General features: G+C 39.3%; 17 protein-coding genes and 1 riboswitch. Of the genes, 16 read left to right on the top strand and 1 reads right to left on the bottom strand.

The window, feature by feature from the left end; genetic code table 11:
• Positions 1-76: 76 nt before the first annotated feature.
• Complete coding sequence (locus tag CD00_RS0100505; RefSeq protein ID WP_026654140.1) at positions 77-955, bottom strand: EamA family transporter; 879 nt, start codon at positions 953-955, stop codon at positions 77-79.
• A gap of 210 nt (positions 956-1,165) precedes the next feature.
• Here CD00_RS0100505 and CD00_RS0100510 point away from each other — a divergent pair, with 210 nt between their 5' ends.
• From CD00_RS0100510 to CD00_RS0100585, 16 genes are all read left to right on the top strand, one after another.
• The gene (locus tag CD00_RS0100510; protein WP_242838895.1) at positions 1,166-2,401 is read left to right on the top strand and encodes a DUF1565 domain-containing protein; all 1,236 of its coding nucleotides are present in this window, start codon (positions 1,166-1,168) and stop codon (positions 2,399-2,401) included.
• A gap of 237 nt (positions 2,402-2,638) precedes the next feature.
• Positions 2,639-2,992 (top strand): hypothetical protein, encoded by a 354-nt coding sequence (locus CD00_RS0100515; RefSeq protein ID WP_026654142.1) that lies wholly within the window; start codon positions 2,639-2,641, stop codon positions 2,990-2,992.
• A gap of 15 nt (positions 2,993-3,007) precedes the next feature.
• The gene (locus tag CD00_RS0100520) at positions 3,008-3,451 is read left to right on the top strand and encodes a TIGR04197 family type VII secretion effector (RefSeq protein ID WP_026654143.1); all 444 of its coding nucleotides are present in this window, start codon (positions 3,008-3,010) and stop codon (positions 3,449-3,451) included.
• Between the two features lie 49 nt (positions 3,452-3,500).
• Complete coding sequence (locus CD00_RS0100525; RefSeq protein ID WP_026654144.1) at positions 3,501-5,162, top strand: hypothetical protein; 1,662 nt, start codon at positions 3,501-3,503, stop codon at positions 5,160-5,162.
• A 3-nt stretch (positions 5,163-5,165) separates the two neighbouring features.
• Positions 5,166-5,972, top strand: coding sequence for a hypothetical protein (locus CD00_RS0100530; RefSeq protein WP_026654146.1), 807 nt, complete (start codon positions 5,166-5,168; stop codon positions 5,970-5,972).
• Between the two features lie 117 nt (positions 5,973-6,089).
• A riboswitch (cyclic di-GMP riboswitch) is annotated at positions 6,090-6,163 on the top strand.
• Positions 6,164-6,237: 74 nt separating this feature from the next.
• Positions 6,238-7,053 carry a VanW family protein gene (locus CD00_RS18935; protein WP_081670576.1) on the top strand — a complete coding sequence of 272 codons (816 nt, stop codon included), beginning with the start codon at positions 6,238-6,240 and terminating at the stop codon, positions 7,051-7,053.
• 174 nt (positions 7,054-7,227) lie between these two features.
• Complete coding sequence (locus tag CD00_RS0100540; RefSeq protein WP_026654147.1) at positions 7,228-8,973, top strand: ABC transporter ATP-binding protein; 1,746 nt, start codon at positions 7,228-7,230, stop codon at positions 8,971-8,973.
• A gap of 12 nt (positions 8,974-8,985) precedes the next feature.
• Positions 8,986-10,926: an ABC transporter ATP-binding protein gene (locus CD00_RS0100545; RefSeq protein ID WP_026654148.1), complete on the top strand. Its 1,941-nt coding sequence runs from the start codon at positions 8,986-8,988 to the stop codon at positions 10,924-10,926.
• Positions 10,927-11,045: 119 nt separating this feature from the next.
• Positions 11,046-11,315, top strand: coding sequence for a helix-turn-helix domain-containing protein (locus tag CD00_RS0100550; RefSeq protein ID WP_026654149.1), 270 nt, complete (start codon positions 11,046-11,048; stop codon positions 11,313-11,315).
• A 69-nt stretch (positions 11,316-11,384) separates the two neighbouring features.
• Positions 11,385-12,284 (top strand): hypothetical protein, encoded by a 900-nt coding sequence (locus tag CD00_RS16640; RefSeq protein ID WP_034461887.1) that lies wholly within the window; start codon positions 11,385-11,387, stop codon positions 12,282-12,284.
• Positions 12,285-12,365: 81 nt separating this feature from the next.
• Positions 12,366-14,249, top strand: a complete 1,884-nt coding sequence (recQ, locus tag CD00_RS16645; RefSeq protein ID WP_034461889.1) for a DNA helicase RecQ — start codon at positions 12,366-12,368, stop codon at positions 14,247-14,249.
• Positions 14,250-14,382: 133 nt separating this feature from the next.
• Positions 14,383-15,960, top strand: coding sequence for a M56 family metallopeptidase (locus tag CD00_RS18940; protein WP_051594023.1), 1,578 nt, complete (start codon positions 14,383-14,385; stop codon positions 15,958-15,960).
• Between the two features lie 150 nt (positions 15,961-16,110).
• A complete protein-coding gene (locus CD00_RS0100570; RefSeq protein WP_026654150.1) occupies positions 16,111-16,473 on the top strand; it encodes a BlaI/MecI/CopY family transcriptional regulator in 363 nt (120 codons plus the stop codon).
• A 3-nt stretch (positions 16,474-16,476) separates the two neighbouring features.
• Positions 16,477-17,643 (top strand): M56 family metallopeptidase, encoded by a 1,167-nt coding sequence (locus CD00_RS16655; protein ID WP_051594024.1) that lies wholly within the window; start codon positions 16,477-16,479, stop codon positions 17,641-17,643.
• Positions 17,644-17,661: 18 nt separating this feature from the next.
• Entirely contained in the window at positions 17,662-18,726 is a 1,065-nt protein-coding gene (locus CD00_RS18945) for a M56 family metallopeptidase (RefSeq protein ID WP_026654151.1), read from the top strand.
• Positions 18,727-18,755: 29 nt separating this feature from the next.
• Complete coding sequence (locus CD00_RS0100585) at positions 18,756-18,914, top strand: hypothetical protein (protein WP_155833772.1); 159 nt, start codon at positions 18,756-18,758, stop codon at positions 18,912-18,914.
• The last annotated feature ends 22 nt before the right edge of the window (positions 18,915-18,936 follow it).

Consider the following 18,936-nt stretch of genomic DNA (forward strand, 5'->3'; position numbering starts at 1 on the left):
CGAAAAAGAGGACTCGCACTAATTTGATCACTTAGTGCGAATCCTCTTTTTATCTATAATGGAAAAACTATATTGTTTACTGCCCAATCATGCTTATTACAAGACCTACGAGTATGATAGCCGCACAAAAGATCTTGTAGCCGATATTTTTTTCCTTGAAGATAAACTTTCCGCATATGATAGAGACGATGCAGGCGGATTGTTTGAGAAGAGTCATTATTATGACTTTCGAATCAGCGAAGGAATTGGCGATAAACAGCGCTTTGTCCGCAATAAAGAACAGGAAACTGAGTATCCAGATCCAGCCGTTTTTCCAGACGGAAGCACTTATCTTTATTCGTCTTACGATGAAATACAGACCGTAAAAGACAACAAGATAGAGCATGTACCAAAACTGAAGCTGAGAGGAATTGATATCTCTCATATATATTTTATCGAGGCATCCGGATATCGCATTGCAAATACAGGAAGCAAGTACCATCCATACATATATGGGTGGTATTTTTTCTGCCTTGTATGTTCCGAGGGTGTCGGAACGCTTTTTTATCTCGGGATAGATCTTTAAGAACAAGAGCCCGAAGAGTATGAGTAGAAGGCCGACAGTTGAATATATTGAGCCTTTTTCTTTTAACACAAATATTCCGAACGCGGTTGAAAAGAGAATCCTTGAGAGGTCAAGAACTCCGTATAAGCTGATGGGGATATTGTCGAGTGCCTTAAACGAGCATATCCACGCTATGAATATTACAAAACTCTTTATCGCGATCAGGAAAAAATATTTCGGAGGAAATCCTTTAAATGCCGCGGGCGCCTCCGGTATGCAGAATAAAAAAGTAAGGAAGGTATATACAAAAAGCACTTCCATTACGGTATTTTTCGTCAGCGCTTTCTTTTTTACAACATCACGGAATCCTTTTACAATCCCGTAGAACAAAACAAGTCCTGTCCAGAGCATTTCTTTAATATCTCCTATAACTATTACATCTTGATAAAACTCGATTTCTGATTATATCACTTTTCGATTTTTTTGCATGAAAAAATTCTGTAAATAAAAAGAATAAGGCAAACAGATAAAAATAGCAGATAGAATATATTATTGTGGGATTGAAAACTTTATCTCTGAACATTACAATTCTATTAACAAATAGAATTGAGGATATATTGTATGAGAAAATTTTTTACCACTTTTAAATACGCGCTGATTACAGCGTTTTGTTTATGTTTATTTATCAAGTTTGATTGCCGGGCGCAAGCAGCCGACTGGTATATCTCGCCTTCGGGCAATGATTCCAATGCGGGCATATCTACGTCGGCACCGTTTAAGAGCCTGATGAGAGCTCAGGAGGCGGCTTCGGCGGGAGACACCGTGTATATTATGGGCGGCACATACAATGATTTTGGTATTGCGGCCAAAGACAACAACTACAATTATGTAAATGAGTTTACAAAGAGCAACATCACTTACAGAGCTTACACATCCAAGGATGTACCTGTATTTGATTTTTCAAGAGTGCCTACGGATAAGAGAGTGGCGGCTTTTCATATCAAGAGCGGAGTGCAGGGAGTGTATTTCCTCTGCTTTAAAGTTACGGGAGTTCCCGTGGGAAACCAGAAGCAGTCTGAGTGTTTCAGAGTAGAGGGAAATGCCACGTTTAATCAGATCACATGCTGTGATTCACAGGCAAACGGTTTTTATTTCTGCAACAACGGAAGCGGTAAGTGCATAAAGTGCGATGCTTATAATCTTTTCACTTCGAATAGAAATTCCAATTCGAATACCGACGGTTTCGGCGCGCACGGTCAGGGCGTTGTTTTCCAGCAGTGCAGGGCATGGTCATGCGGTGATGACGGATTTGACTGCATTACATCCAAGGGTGCCAACACTTTCGAGAACTGCTGGGCATTTAATATGAATAAAGGCGGAGATTCCAATGGATTCAAGATTGGTGGCTACGGCACGGGCAAGGTTCCGAACACAGTTCCTGTACATACCGTATCACATTGCATTGCTGTAAATAATGCATCCAACGGATTCTATGCAAACCACCAGCCCGGACAGGCAGCAAACTGGACCAACAATGTGGCTTACGGTAATGCAAGAGGCAACTATAACATGCTTGAAAGAGTGAGTCCTTCGGATTCCAAGGATATTCCGGGAACAAGAGAGTTCCTTAGATGCAATATTTCTTTAAATGGAGCGGTTACAAATATCGGTAGAGGAACAAAAGTTGGAAGTTGCTCATGGAACAGTGGATATAACTGCACTAACGACGATTTCGAGAGCCTTGATGCTTCCCAACTCTCAGCGCCTCGAGGCGCAAACGGAGTGCTTCCCAATATCAATTTTATGAAGCCCGTGAGCGGAAGTGATTTAAAGGATATCGGATATTATGTGAATTGATTTATGGAATAAATTGCGGAATAGATTTACTTTTTTTCACTGTTTATTGAGCTTTTTTTGTGTTGTATAAAACGTTTTTAATAATCTGTTTTGATAAAAGTATCGTATCACATACCACAGTTTTATATGTTTGCTGAAACAGAAAAGTGCAAATGATAGTATATTTATGGCTTTAATAATGAATACTACGATATAAGAAAAAAGAGATAAAGAATATAGAAAATACGAGGTCTATGCATGGAAAAAGAAAAGCGTGACTACAGGAAGGAGCTTAATGCAATTCGGATTGAGAGAGAAGAAGTGCAAAGCAGATACGCCGGATTGCGAAAAGAACTTGAAAGTCAAAACGAGGAGCTGGTTCATAGGATGAATAATGAATACAGAGATTTAGAGTATTCAAACATAAATAACGATCCTGTACTCGTGGACATGTACGAAAGGCGTGCAGCATATTTTAGAAGGAGTAATAACGATATTTCAGATTTTTATGATTCTATAGAACAAAAAGAACGAAAAATAATGGATGAACTTGATAAAAAGGAATATAGAATCAAAAAGGAAATGAGCAGCGACGAAAAAAATAATGAGTGATTAGGAGTATGAAAAATGGCTGATGGAATGGAAATAAAGATTAAAGGCGATGAAATAGAAAGTTTTAGGAAACGTCTTTTCGTAGCAGGATGTTATCTTGGAGAAGACATCGACGAGGCTAAGAAAGATCATAAAAGTAATATAACAGCAAATAAAAGTGCACATATGAGATTCGCTGAGGAGAAAGAGTTGCGGAAAAATACACAGGATTCGGCAATTAATGAATGTAAAAATATTGCAACTATGAAAGAGAACTATGAAGATGCCGACCAGCAGGCAAGCAATTATATAACAGTGGACTTAACTGCAAATATACCCGATTATAATAAGTACAATACTAAAAACTCAAATACGCTGGATCAGGCTGAGTTGCAGGAGATATATGACGAAATTATGGCAGATGAAGCAAAGAAAAAAGCTAGAAAAGAAGCTTTTGATAAACTGTTTAAAGGGCATTGATTAAAGAAAAGTATAAGATTATGAGTGAAAAACGTAAGTGAGGAAAACAATGGTAGAAAGTGATTATTTAGATCAGGGAAAGCTGAAAATGCAGTGTCATACAGCGATTTCCGTTTTTACAGCAAATAACAGGAAGCTCTCAGCATTAAGAAGAATATATAATTCGTCACGAGATGTTACTTTTACAGGTAAGGGATCAGAAAGTTTTTTTGGACATTGTGATAATTATGTTGTTCTTATAGATGCCATCATGACTGCAAATGATTGTGATATTGCAGATAATAAAACTCTGTGGGCTATGCTTGGCTTTGATATTCTTGATGGCAGTGTTATTTTACCCAAAAAAAGAGAAGCAAAGCAAAATGAAGAGCATGAACGTCATGAAGCCGATAAAGCAAAAAGGAGAAGAGATTCTGCGCCTGAAGATGAAAAAGGGTATTGGGATTCAAAATATCATAATCATTTGAATAGGGCAGATATTTATGAGGAAGAATACAATTACTGGAAAGGACTCGAAGAGAAGTTTGATCAGATAGAAACTGACTCAAAAGGTTTATTTAAGGATAGTGTGTCTATTAGGACAGCAGCAACAAATGGACTTAAGGAACTTTCAAGAGATTTTTCTACTAAATCATTTGTATTCTTTTATAACCCGCTTTGGAAAAACGGCATAGAAAAACTGTGTAATCAGGTTTCCATGGTTGATAAATGCAAGGAAAAGTGGAAAGATGGAAACGGTGCATATAATCTTGATGTTTTAAAAGATATATTAAATAATAGGATGGATGAGCTATCTGCACCTGAAGTTACGGCTTTCGAGGAGGTTCTTAAGGAACTACATCCAGAGGCACAGAAGAAGGTTATCGGACGTGCCGTTGCCGGAGATGCTGACATAAAAGGTCTTATTAAGGGGATTACTAAGTCTGTCGGAGCCGAAGGTAAATTTGGCGTTGATGTATATGATATTGCAACTTCAGATAATGATAAAGGTTCTAAAAGAGTAGCAGGGTTTAAGCTAGTGCAGGATGTTGAGACTACGTTCGCGACTTGGGCGAGCACACTAGTTTACAGTGGAGATATAAAAAAAGCAAATGGTATGCTTTTTTCGAGTGCTAAAAAGGGAAGTTTTCTTGAACTTATTTCTGAAAAAGGTGCTGAATTAAAAAACGTAAGCAGAGGAGAAGTTGCAAAAAGATCTTTAAAGTATGATGCAGAGTCATATTTATTCAAGAATGTAAAAAAAGCTGGGGCTGAAGCTATAGAAAATGCTGATGACTTAACTGGACAAGCATTAAAAAATGTAGGAAGAGAAGCAGAACGTGCTGCAAAACTAAAGAATTTTAAAGCAGGAGTAAAGTGGGCTGGAGCCATTGCGGATTTTGCATTTAATGTGGTTGATAATTTTGAAGAACAGGAACAGGCACGCATATCAGGTGTTGAGATGACAAATGGAAGAGTAGTGGCTGAGTCAGTAATTGAAACAGGAGTAGATGTAGTTTTATCAATTGGTGGAACTGCATTGGCAGGATTTATACTCGGGTCAGGTGCACCGGTCTTGGCAGTAGGAGCTGTTAGCGTAGGTGTGGTTTGGGCGGCAAATTCTCTCATGGAGATGGCAATCGGAAAAGATATAGCAGAACTTGCTTCTGATGCATTGTGTGATGCTCCAAAAGCAGTGGTAAGTTTTACATCAGAAGTATTTGGGGGTTAAGTTATGTATATAGTAACGATAGCAACAATAATAGCATTGGAACTTCTAATAGCTACATTTGCTTTTATACTTAGAGTTATTCCGTTAAAGAATTACCATAAAAATATTGCCAAAGTACAGATTGCCTTACTGGGAATAGCTTCTTTACTGGGAGCGTTTGTTTGTATATATATAATGACTACTTCTAATCCATCAATGTTTGATGAGAGCAGGTGGGATATAGAGCTTGCAGGAACATTCTTTTTTTTATATTTTATATTGTTTGCGGGATCTGTATATCGATATTTCTCAGAAAAAAATATAAGGAATAATAAAGAAAAGATTTTTGAACTAAAAGCCACAGAATACAAGATAATAAAATATACGGATTTAATGCTGGGAAATTATGCTTTTATGCCGAATGTAAAATCTTATTGCGAATTTGAAGGAGGCAGAATTTTATTTACACAAAATATGCCTGCAAAGGAAAAAGATTGTGCATTTACATGTATAAGAATAAAAAAAGGGATATATGAATGTGTTTCATATGAGCTTTTATCCGGCGAAAAAGAAGGTAACTCTTTCGAAATTATTAAAAGGATACTTTTTTTTGTTGCTGCGATCGAAGCATGCTTGTTTGTAATATATATATCTCAATTATCAATTGTTGATATAAATATTGTTGGTCGATTGGCTGGTGGGATAGGTTTGATTCTATTTGGAGCTGCTACACTTGGATTGCTAAGAGGGGCGAGGGGAATATTATCAATGTTATTGCGGTTGCTTTCATATGCTTTAATTTTGACAGGTATAATTAATCTTTTTATGTAAAGTGCGTTGAGTGAAATATAGCTGAAGTGAAATTGCAGAATGATAAATTTCATTATGGACTTTAATCGGACCTTACGGTATAATTACTCTGTTTTAATAAAAAAAGAACTATATATAGATAATTATTGGCAAAATTAGAGAAATCTAATGACGCAAAGCTATAGGGTCCGAAAGGACAGCCAGTTGCAATTGATCTGATAGCGATGCGTAAGTATCGCTATTTTTTATTTGGAAAAATCTAGAAAAAAGGAATTACGTGCAAGCAATGAGAAAGAAAAGTATTACTATGGCAATCGCAGTGCCGGTGCTGTGCGCAACAATCATCGGATATGGAGATAATTCATCATCACCTGAAGAAGTTTTTGTACATATGGAAGAAACATTTGCTCCGGGAGATCAGGAAGGAATTACCGAAACAGTTGAAGCTGGCGCAGAAGTGGTGAATCCTGTTGAAGATAATGCAGTTACAGAGGAAGTTGTAAGCGAAGCACCTGTTGCTGAAGCTCCGGCTCCGGCGCCTGAAAATATAGCTTGGGCAAGCATCGGTCATGAAGATATCATGCTGTATCCCGCTAATGAGGATGCAAATAACGTAAATGCGAGAGTCGCATGCGGATATATAAACGGATATATTGTAAAACCGGGAGAGACATTCTCATACGCAAGCACGATCGGAAGGGGAACACCACCTGAAAAAGGATATGTTATAGCACATGTTGTCGGAGGATATGATTACGGCGGAGGCGTATGTAAGATAAGCAGCGCTCTTTACCACGCAGCAATGAATGCCGGTTGCAAGATTGTTGAAAGACACAATCATTCAAAACCTGTTGACTACTATAAGCAGGGAGATGATGCAGCTATTGCATACAAAACCAGAAAAGACTTCAGGTTCAGGAATATATTTGACCATGATGTTATGATACAGGCAGCTTACGATGAAACCGGATATCATCTTGATATCCTTGCACCGCAGCCTGCAGGAATGCCTGTCGCACCTGCTCCTCAACCTGAAGGAACACCGGTTGTTCTTGCACCACAGCCTGAAGGAACACCGAATACTCCTGATCCTCAGCTTTAAAAAATTGATTTACGATTAAAAATAGAAAGCACCTCTTTCTTGGATGATGGTTCTAAACCAGATCCGGTGATGAAAGAAGGTGCTTTTTTAATCTTAAATAACTATAAAATCAATTGAACACAATTTTTTTTAGTTATATAATACTTGATTGAAGATTACAACAGGAGAGAGACTATGATAAAAACGTTAGGTAAAGAACTAAAAGAATATAAGCTCGTATCCGTTTTGACGCCGCTTTGTATGATCGGTGAAGTTGCGGCGGAGATGATCATCCCAAAGCTTATGGGAAAGATTGTCGACAACGGTATATACGGAGAGAACATGGCGTATATTTTCAGAGTGGGCATTATGATGCTTTTGATCGCTCTGTTTGGACTCGCTGCGGGACTTGGAGGAGCGTATTACGGATCGAAGGCGTCCACAGGTCTTGCAAAGAACCTCAGAAAGGCTATGTTCGATAATATTCAGACTTTTTCTTTTTCCAATATAGACAAATTCTCTACATCGGGCCTTGTAACAAGGCTTACAACCGATGTCACCAATATTCAGAATGCATATATGATGCTTCTCAGAATGGCAATGAGAGCGCCGGCGACTGTTATTGGCGCGATGATCATGTCATTTATGATCAACCCCAAGCTTGCTACGATCTATCTCGTGGCTGTAGGTGTTCTTGCCGCGTTCATGGCTATTATCATGAGTAAGGCGACTGTTTATTTCAAAGAAGTTTTTGAAAAATATGATGAACTCAATGAGAGTGTTCAGGAGAATGTTTCCGCGATCAGAGTGGTAAAGGCTTATGTTCGTGAGGACTATGAGAATGATAAGTTCAAAAAAGCTGCCGGAAACATTTACAACATGTTTGTAAGAGCTGAGATGAACGTTATTAAGATGGGACCTATGATGACGGCTACCGTTTATGTGTGCATCCTTCTGATAAGCTGGGTCGGCGCGCACATGATCGTTGCGGGAAGCCTTACAACAGGTGAACTCATGGGACTTTTGGCTTATTGCATGAATATCCTTATGAGTATGATGTTCCTTGCAATTATCTTTGTTATGCTCACTATGGCACAGGCAAGCGGAAAGCGTATCGCAGAAGTTTTGGAAGAGACACCCGATATCACAAATAAGCCAAACGCGATCACAGCAGTTCCCGATGGAAGCATCAGTTTTGAGCATGTAATTTTTGCATACAATACGACTTCGGAAGAGCCTGTTTTAAAAGACATCAATATTGATATCAAGTCAGGTGAAACAATCGGAATTATCGGTGGAACAGGATCTGCCAAGTCTTCTTTGGTTAACCTTATCAGCAGACTTTATGATGTAACTGAAGGTGCCGTTAAGGTAGGTGGAATCGATGTAAGAGATTATGATATGGAGACACTCAGGGATCAGGTTTCCGTGGTGCTTCAAAAGAATGTTCTTTTCTCCGGAACTATAATAGAAAACCTCAGATGGGGCGATAAGAACGCGACAAAAGAGGATTGCATAAGAGCCTGCAAGATGGCTTGTGCAGATGAATTTATTGAGAGAATGCCCGATGGATATGACACATATATAGAGCAGGGCGGTGCCAATGTATCAGGTGGTCAGAGACAGAGACTTTGTATTGCAAGAGCGCTTCTTAAAAAGCCCAAGATACTTATTCTCGACGATTCAACAAGTGCGGTTGATACCGCTACGGATGCCAAGATCAGAAAGGCGTTCGCAGAGGAAATACCCGGAACTACCAAGCTTATCATTGCACAGAGAATCGCGTCCGTTCAGGAATGCGACAGGATAATCGTCATGGATGACGGTCAGATCAGCGGTTTTGGAACACACAAAGAGCTTCTTGAGAATAACACTATTTACAGAGAAGTATACGAATCGCAGACCGGTGGTGCAAATGCGGACTTTGATAAGCAGGCTTAAGGAGGATTCATTATGGCAGAAGAAGCAAAAGAGATAAAAGTAGGGCCGGGCGGCGGTAACAGACGCGGCATGCCAAAGCCTAAGATTGAAAATCCCGGAGCTCTTTTTAAAAGGCTCATGGGTTATGTATTTAGATATTATCCTGTGCACATGGTTACTGTTTTGGTGTGCATACTTATAACGGTTGCCTCAAATATTCAGGGAACATTTTTTACAAAAAGTCTTATTGACTCGTATATACAGCCAATGCTCGACAGCGGAAGCAATGATTTCGGGCCGCTTCTTGGTGCTATAGGAAGAGTTGCGATTTTCTATGCTCTCGGTGCATTGTCGGCATACGTTCAGTCAAGAGTAATGGTATATATCAATCAGGGAACGCTCAGAAGACTTCGTGAGGAGCTTTTTACCCATATGGAAAGCCTTCCCATCAAGTATTTTGATACAAATGCGCACGGCGATATCATGTCAATTTATACAAACGATATCGACACGCTCAGACAGATGATAAGCCAGAGTATTCCCCAGCTTATCAACAGCGGAATTACGATTGTCAGCGTGCTTGTTTCAATGTTTATTCTTAGTATACCGCTTACTTTTGTGACTCTTGCTATGGTCGGAGTTATGCTTTTTTGCTCAGCTATGGCTACCAAGGCTTCGGGAAAAAACTTTGTGGAGCAGCAAAAGAACCTCGGTGCGCTTAACGGTTACATTGAAGAGATGATGACGGGACAGAAGGTGGTTAAGGTATTTAATCACGAGTCTGAGAGTATTGTGAAGTTTGATGAGCTCAATGAAGCTCTTTGCAGCAGTGCATTTAAGGCTAATGCTTTTTCGGGATCGCTTGGCCCCATCAACGCGCAGCTTGGTAATACAAGCTACGTTATCTGCGCGATGGTCGGCGGTGCGATAGCTCTTTCTGATAATATTGCCGTAGGCTTTACAGTTGGTGCGCTTGCATCCTTCCTTACATTTAACAGAAATTTCAGTATGCCGATAAACCAAGTCAGCATGCAGCTTAATTCGATAGTTATGGCTCTTGCCGGTGCGGATCGTATCTTTAAGCTTCTCGATGCACAGCCTGAGACAGATGACGGCTACGTAATGCTTGTCGATGCGATTGAGGAGAACGGCGAGATAAAAGAGGCCGATCATCATACGGGTCACTGGGCTTGGAAGCACTATCACAAGGCTACCGATACGACAACTTACCAGCCGATGGAGGGTGATGTAACTTTCAACGGCGTGGACTTTGGTTATACGGATGAAAAGATGGTTCTTCATGATATCGTTCTTCATGCAACACCCGGACAGAAGATTGCTTTTGTAGGTTCTACGGGAGCAGGAAAAACCACGATAACAAACCTGATCAACAGATTCTATGATATTCAGGACGGTAAGATCAGATATGACAACATCAATATCAATAAGATAAAAAAAGCGGACCTTCGCCGCTCGCTCGGAATAGTGCTTCAGGATACGCATTTATTTACTGGTACGGTTAAGGACAACATCAGATATGGCAAGCTTAATGCAACTGATGAGGAAGTAATCGCAGCAGCCAAGCTTGCAAATGCACACAGCTTTATCAAGAGGCTTCCTGAAGGCTATGACACTATGCTTACAGGTGATGGAGCCAATCTGTCACAGGGACAGCGTCAGCTCCTTGCTATTGCAAGAGCAGCTATTGCAGATCCTCCGGTACTTATCCTTGATGAAGCTACATCTTCGATTGATACGAGAACAGAGAAGATTGTTCAGGACGGTATGGACAGGCTTATGAAGGGCAGAACGACCTTTGTAATTGCACACAGGCTTTCAACCGTCAAGAACAGTGATTGCATAATTGTCCTTGAGCAGGGACGCATCGTAGAGCAGGGTACGCACGACGAACTCATCGCCAAGAAGCAGAGATATTACCAGCTCTATACAGGCATGAAATCGGAGACTGCGTAAAGTATAGTTAGGCCGAGATTTTGTATATTAGTATAAAAATATTTTCTTGACATGTAGTCATTGCGTATATTACAATTCGTTTGTGATGCACGCAGTGACTACATTTTTTGTGAGGATTTATGAGAACTGAGAAATATAACATAGAGGGTATTGAAGTCGAAATTGAGATAGCAGACAGAAGCGATGAGGACATAGAGCGTACCAGGACTGCGTATGCTTTTAAGGCAATCAGAGAATTCTCGGGAATGAACAGAAAGCAATTTTCGGAGTGGCTTGAAATTCCGTACAGGACGATGCAGGAGTGGGAACTTGGACGTCGTGTTATGCCGGAATATGTTCTTAAGCTGATTGCATATAAGGTTGCAAATGAGAAGAGGAGACAGTGTTGAAGTTTTAAATTATGGGGAAGAAAGATATATTGACTAAACAATATCTTGCACAGGATGATGTTTTTGCCGATGCATTTAATTACTATTTTTTTTGACGGGGAAGAGGTAATTAAGCCTGGAGAGCTAAAAGAGCAGGATGCTGCGGAATTAGCGGCAATTGATAAGATGAATAAAGTGTTTACCAGCCAGAAGATGCGTGATGTTTTAAAAATATGCAATATCAAGCGCAGTAAATATGCAACGATGGTTCTTTTGGGAATAGAAGGGCAGACCAATATTCATTATGCTATGCCGGTAAGGGATTATTTATATGATGCACTTAATTATGCTTCTCAGGTTGAGAACATTAGAAAGCAGCATGAAGATAATAAGGATTTATCAGGAGATGAAAGGATATCCGGTTTTTCCAGAGAAGATCATATCCTTCCGGTTATAACACTTTGTATTTGTTTTGATAAGAAAAAATGGGATGCTCCCAGGTCGCTTTTCGATATGTTTGGGGATATGGATCCGAGAATTGCCAAATATGTTGATGATTACAGGCTTAATTTAATAACGCCTGATGAGATAGAGGATTTTAAGAAGTTTTCATCAGAACTTGGCAAGGTTATGGAAATAATACATATTTCAGATGACAGTGAGAAACTGCATGATATAATAATGTCAGGAAGCGATGAATTAAAGGTAAAGACCGTCGAGATGATAAATATGTTTGCCGGTACCAGAATTTCTACAGATAATGCGAAAGGAGGGCAAGTCATGGTTAGTAAGGCGTGGAAGGAATTGGTTGATGCAGAAAGAGAGATAGGCCGCGAGGAAGGCTGGGAAGAAGGAATTTCGGAAGGCGGCGATATGCTTGCAAAACTCCTTAAGATTTTAGTGCCAGGTAGTATAGAGTTTGACAAAGCGTTAAATGCTACAGGTAAAGAGAGGATGAAGCTTTATAAAAAGTATGGCATCTTAGATTAGCTTAATTAGTATGTTATGTGGCCGGATAGACAAGCGCTGTCCGGCTTTTTCTATGATAATAAAAAATAACATGGTGAAGGTATGAGTGACAATTTGAATATAAATAAAAAATATAAAACCCCTGAAGAGGTACTGAAAGTCCTGTTTGGATACGACACTTTCAGACCGGGGCAGAAAGATATAGTTGATGCAATCTTAGATGGAAGAGATGTTTTTGCTGTTATGCCTACGGGGGCGGGAAAATCTTTATGTTATCAGATACCTGCAATGATGTTGGATGGCATAACGTTAGTGGTTTCTCCACTTATCTCTTTGATGCAGGATCAGGTTAATTCTTTGAATGAAGCGGGAGTTTCGGCTGCATATATTAATAGCTCTCTTTCTGACAGAGATTTATTTGAAACGGTAAAAAAGACCGGAAATGGTGAATTTAAAATCTTATATGTTGCGCCTGAACGACTTATGACGGAAGGGTTTATAGAACTTGCAAAGTCTGTAAATATTTCAATGATCACGGTTGATGAAGCACATTGTATATCGCAATGGGGGCAGGATTTTAGACCAAGCTACATGAAAATTGTTGAGTTTGTGAAACTTTTGGGCAAGAGGCCTGTTATTAGTGCGTTTACTGCTACAGCGACTGAGACTGTCAGAGAAGATATTGTGTGTACACTTGGACTAGGTAATCCGTATGTTCTGATTGGTGGATTTGACAGGGAGAATCTTTATTTTCAAGTTGACAAACCGAAGAATAAGGAACAGTACATTTTGGATTATATCGCTAATCATCCGAATGAAAGTGGAATAATTTATTGTGCCACAAGAAAGAATGTAGACAGCTTATATGAGATATTGGCAGATAAAGGAATCGCGGCAGCAAAATACCACGCAGGGATGAACGCTTCTGAAAGAAAGCAGATGCAGGATGATTTTGTTTTTGATTACAAGAGTATTGTTGTAGCTACCAACGCATTTGGTATGGGGATTGATAAGTCGAATGTCAGATTTGTCATTCACTATAATATGCCTCAGAGCATGGAAAATTACTATCAAGAGGCGGGGCGTGCAGGAAGAGATGGGCTTGATTCAAAGTGTATTCTTTTGTTTTCACCGCAAGATATTGTTATAAACAGATTTCTGTTAGAGCACAAAGAAGTGGCAGATATTGATCCGGCAGATCTTGAAACAATCAAGGAACGGGATAATCAAAGATTGCAGGTTATGGAAAGATATTGCTATACCACAGGGTGTCTTCGTAATTATATTTTGAAATATTTTGGAGAGAACCACGAAAATCCTTGCGAAGATTGCGGCAACTGCAATCGTGAGTTTGAAACACTTGATATGACTGATGCAGCAAAAAAGATAATAAATTGCGTTTATGAAGCAAAAGGAAGATATGGCAGAGGAATTATCATAGATACTGTCCTTGGAGCAAAAACGGCAAGGTTGAAAGAAGTGGGGGCTACGAACTATAAATCGTACGGAGTGCTTAATTCGATAAACAGAAGTATGTTAATGAGAGTCATCGATCAGCTTGTTTATGAAAAATACCTTGTTGTAGGAGATTATCAGGTTTTGAAAATGGGAGATATCAGGAGGCTGAAAGATTCAGCTACCTCAGTTATGGTTAAGATAACAGATGAGGACAAGCGTCCTGAAAAAGCGCGCAAAGTAAACAAAAAAGTAGCCGAAAAGAGCTCGCTTACATCCTCAGGATATAAATTGTTTGAAAGACTCAGGGAGCTAAGGCTTGAAATCGCTCGCGAGGAAAATATGCCTCCGTATATTGTCTTTAATGATAAAACATTAATAGACATGTCAGCCAAGGTTCCGACAACAAAGGAAGAAATGCTGGAAGTTTCCGGTGTCGGAGAGAATAAATTTAAGAAGTACGGTGATAGATTTTTGAAAGCGATTTCTGAGTGCTGTAAAGAGCTTCCGGAGCTTATCACGAAAAAATAAATTATTGGGATATGAAAGGCTTGAGCTTTTCATATCCTTTTTTGTAGCAGAAGTATATTGACAATATGGTCTAATAATAGTAGACTACATTTATAAGGTTTACAATTAGTAGACCAAGAAGAGGAGGGAATGGATGGAGCAATTATTCATAGGCGTTTTAAACAATGCTATTACGGTAAGTGCGCTTATCATTGCGATCATCGTAGTCAGAGCTTTTGGGAAAAAGATGCCTAAATGGATTGCATGCATGCTATGGATGACTGTCGCGATAAAATTGGTTGTTCCCATACAGTTTGAAAGTGTACTTAGTTTGATACCTTCAGGAAAACCGATTCCGACAAACATTTCTATGGAAACAAAACCGCAGATAAGCTCAGGAATAAGCAGTGTTGACGAGATTGTGAATCCTGTTATCAGTCAGAGCTTTACACCGGAAAAGGCAGTAAGTATCAATCCGATGCAGATTTTTTTCCATACAGGTGCACTTGCGTGGCTTGTGGGCATGGCAGTAATGCTGATCTATGCTGCGACAACATATATGCTGATAAGGAAAAAAGTCAGCGCATCGGTGAAGATTGATTCAAGGGTTTATGAGTGTGATGATATTTCAGATTCATTTATTCTTGGGACAATATCTCCGAAAGTTTATATACCTTCATCGCTGTCTGATGAAGCAAGAGTGTATATATTAAAGCATGAATTTGCTCATTTAAGCAGGTACGATCACCTATGGAAACCGCTTGGCTTCTTGATCCTATCGGTATATTGGTTTAACCCGCTATGCTGGATAGCTTATATTCTTCTTTGCAGGGATATAGAGTATGCATGCGATGAAAAAGTAACTAAAAACATTGAGAAGGGCGAGAAAGCTGAATATTGCAGAGTACTACTTGAAAACAGTATGCAAAGAAATATGATATCGGCTTGCCCGGTGGCATTTGGAGGAACAGACGTGAAAGACAGAATAAAGAATATTGTAAATTATAAGAAACCGGCTTTTTGGATCACATTGGCATCTATCATGGTGTGCGCTGTGGTGGGTGTGTGTTTTGCAACAAGCAGGAACACAAATACTACAAGTGAGCAGCAAACAGTAAAACTCGCGCAGGCGCAAGCAGAAAATCAGGAACAGACGCCTAAGAGTGAAAAAAGTGTCTATACTAGGCTTTATGAAGGAGACGAGACAGCAGCCGATCCGAAACTGGAACTGAAAGAAACCACAGATCCTAAAATCATCGACTTTATCAATAAGTTCTATGAAGCCCAAGCAAGCGGTGATATAGAAACACTTAAAGGCATGCACAAAGATTTAAGTGAATATAGTGAGCTTAGGACAAAAGCAATGGCAGATCATATCGAAAAATATGATTCGTTTAATATATATAACCAGCCCGGACCTCATGAAGGAACAAATATTGTTTATGTGTTTAATACTGTTAAGTATAAAGAGTATGATAAGCCTATTCCGGAATGTAGTTGGTTCTATATATATACAGATGAAAATGGTGAATTGCATGTAAACGATAATATAGCTGATGAGGCTACAAAAGAGGAGTGGAAGCATATTGATTTGGCATCAATGCAGCCTAGTGTGCTCAAAGTATATAAAAAGTATCCTCAGGTTGATAATGATACTTATGAAAAAGTCATTATAAAATTAAATGATGAAGTTGCTGAACAGATTAAAGCAGAGGTAAATAAAAATAACTAAAAACATTATGAAGGGCAAGAAAGCTGTATATTGCAGCTTGTCCGGTGGCATTAGGAGTGATAGACATGAAGAAAAGAATTAATAATGTTGTAAATTATAAATTACAAAAATTCGAGTGGTCATAAATTTAGATAAGTGACGGAGGTAATGATGGAAGAACTGAGGTTAGGTGCTGTAGAAAGACAGTTTGCAGATATTATATGGCAAAATGAGCCTATCCCTTCAGGTGAGCTTGTAAAGCTTTGTGAGCAAAAACTGGAGTGGAAAAAGTCTACCACTTACACAATGTTGAAGCGCTTGTGTGAGCGTGGCATATTCAAAAATGAAAACGGTGTTGTATCATCTGTTCTCACCAAAGAGGAATTTGGCGCGGCACAAAGCGAAAAGATAATTGAGGATACGTTTGAGGGTTCACTTCCTGCATTCATTGCTGCATTTACTTCACGTAAAAAGCTTTCGGCCGATGATGTTGAAGAGATACAGAAGATGATCGACGAGATAAAAGGGGAATAGCTTATGGAACAGGTATTTTTGTTCGTATTAAATAATGCAATCACTGTAAGCGCTCTTATTATTGCGATCATTATGGTAAGGGCACTTGGAAAAAAGATGCCCAAATGGATTACGTGTATGCTTTGGATGATAGTTGCCGTAAAGCTGACAGTTCCTGTACAATTTGAAAGTGTAATGAGCTTGATACCTACGGGAAAGCCTATTCCGACGAATATCATTACGGAAAACAATCCGCAAATAAATTCAGGGATAAGTAGCAGTGTAAATTCGGTGCAGATTTTTTTTCGGATAGGTGCGCTTGTGTGGCTTACAGGTGTGATACTAATGCTGACTTATGCTGTTGCAACATATGTGCTTATAAGGAAAAGAGTCAGCGTTTCGGTAAAGATAGATTCAAAGGTTTATGAGTGTGATGACATTTCGGATTCATTTATTCTTGGAACAATATCTCCGAAGGTTTATATACCGTCATCGCTGCCTGAGGGAGCAAGAGAGTATATATTGAAACATGAATTTGCTCATCTAAGTAGGTACGATTACCTATGGAAACCGCTTGGTTTTTTGATATTGTCGGTATATTGGTTTAATCCGCTGTGCTGGATTGCATATATTCTTCTTTGTAAGGATATAGAGTATGCCTGCGATGAAAAAGTAACTAAAAACATTGAAAAGGACAAAAAGGCTGAATACTGCAGAATACTGCTTGAAAACAGTATGCCAAGAAAATTGATAGCCGCATGCCCTGTGGCATTTGGAGGTATAGACGTGAAGGATAGAATAAAGAATGTTGTAAATTATAAGAAACCTGCTTTTTGGATTACAATCGCATCCATTATGGTGTGCGTTGCAGTGGGAGTGTGCTTTGCAACAAATAAAGGCTCAAAAACTGTAGATGAGCAGCAAGTAGCAGTTGCTTCTGTTGAAGCGATTCCTAAAGGAACTAAATTGGTTGGAGTGATTGAAGCTTCCGAAGGTGTTCTCAGAGTTCGCCAAGCTCCCGATGATGATGCTGAATGTATCGGCTTTTTAGCTCCGGATGATGAAGTTGAGATTATTGAAGATGCTGATGGCTGGTACAAGATTGGACTCGAAGACGGCGAAGGCTATATAAAAAGTGATTATGTAAACATTGGTTCGGAGAAGGATGCTAATAATTCAGAATCCAATTGACGAGATAATGACAGCATATTGGCGAAGATAGAACAGGTAATGTTTTATCTGTATATTGGCTGGATTGTTTGGGTTGCAGGCATGGGCGTGATGTTGATGTATGCCGTAATAACCTACATTCTTACAAGAAAAAGAGTGAGCGCATCAGTGAAGACTGCATCAGGTGTCTATGAGTGTGATGATATTTCAGACTCTTTTATTCTCGGAATAATATCTCCGAGAGTATATTTGCCATCTACATTATCGGAAGATGCGAAAGGATACATATTAAAGCATGAGTTTGCGCATCTGAGCAGATGCGATCATGTATGGAAACCTCTTGGATTCGTGATTTTATCGGTATACTGGTTCAATCCTCTTTGTTGGATTGCATATATCCTTCTTTGCAGGGATATTGAATATGCATGTGATGAAAAGGTGGCAAGGAATATTGAAAAGATAGAGAAGGCAGAATACTGCAGAGTATTGCTGGAATACAGCATACCAAGAAGTATGATTGCAGCGTGCCCGGTGGCATTTGGAGGAATAGACGTGAAGAGTAGGATAAAAAATGTTGCAAATTACAAAAAGCCGGTGTTTTGGATTACAGTGGCATCCATTATGGTTTGTGTCGGCGTCGGAGTATGTTTTGCCACCAGCAGAGGAACAGAAGAAGCGAAAGTAGATGAAAAAGCTTCTCAGGCACAGGCGGAAAATGTTGGAAAACAGAGTGTGGATGGGAAGTGGTATGGAATTGCAGCCGCAGGTGATTGTATTCTTCTTGAAAAACAGCAACCAAAGCAGGACACAACTTCTTATGAATATAATATGAAAAATATTTTCGAAAGTCCTGAAGCCGCCCTTAAAGTTCTTGAGAGTGACGGAGAGGATTGGGGCATGATTGCTTCTGATGATAATTACGTTGTTTTGGCGAGGCGGGAACAGATAGCGGATGGCAATTTGACTTCTGAGAGTGATGCAAGATGGGATGAGCAACTACGGGAATCAAATAATAGTATTCTTAAAGAATATCTTGCGGATGATTCTGCAAATTACATGGATATGATTTTGAAGATGAGAGGAGATAACGACTTGAATAATTAAAACACTGAATGATCGAGAGGAGTGTCAGTATGTCAGCATTAATTACATTGATGGTGTTTGGAAAAAGTATAGGAATATACCATGCTTTCGCGGGAATTGTCTTACTGGTTTGGCTATTTGTGTTTTTTATCATAGGTGATAATTACGATATGAGAAACGATGTCCTTGCAAGTATGGGAAGCAAATAATTGAGAATATATGTGACTAAAA

It is taken from the genome of Butyrivibrio sp. AE3003 (assembly GCF_000686065.1).
GTDB lineage: Bacteria > Bacillota > Clostridia > Lachnospirales > Lachnospiraceae > Butyrivibrio > Butyrivibrio hungatei_A.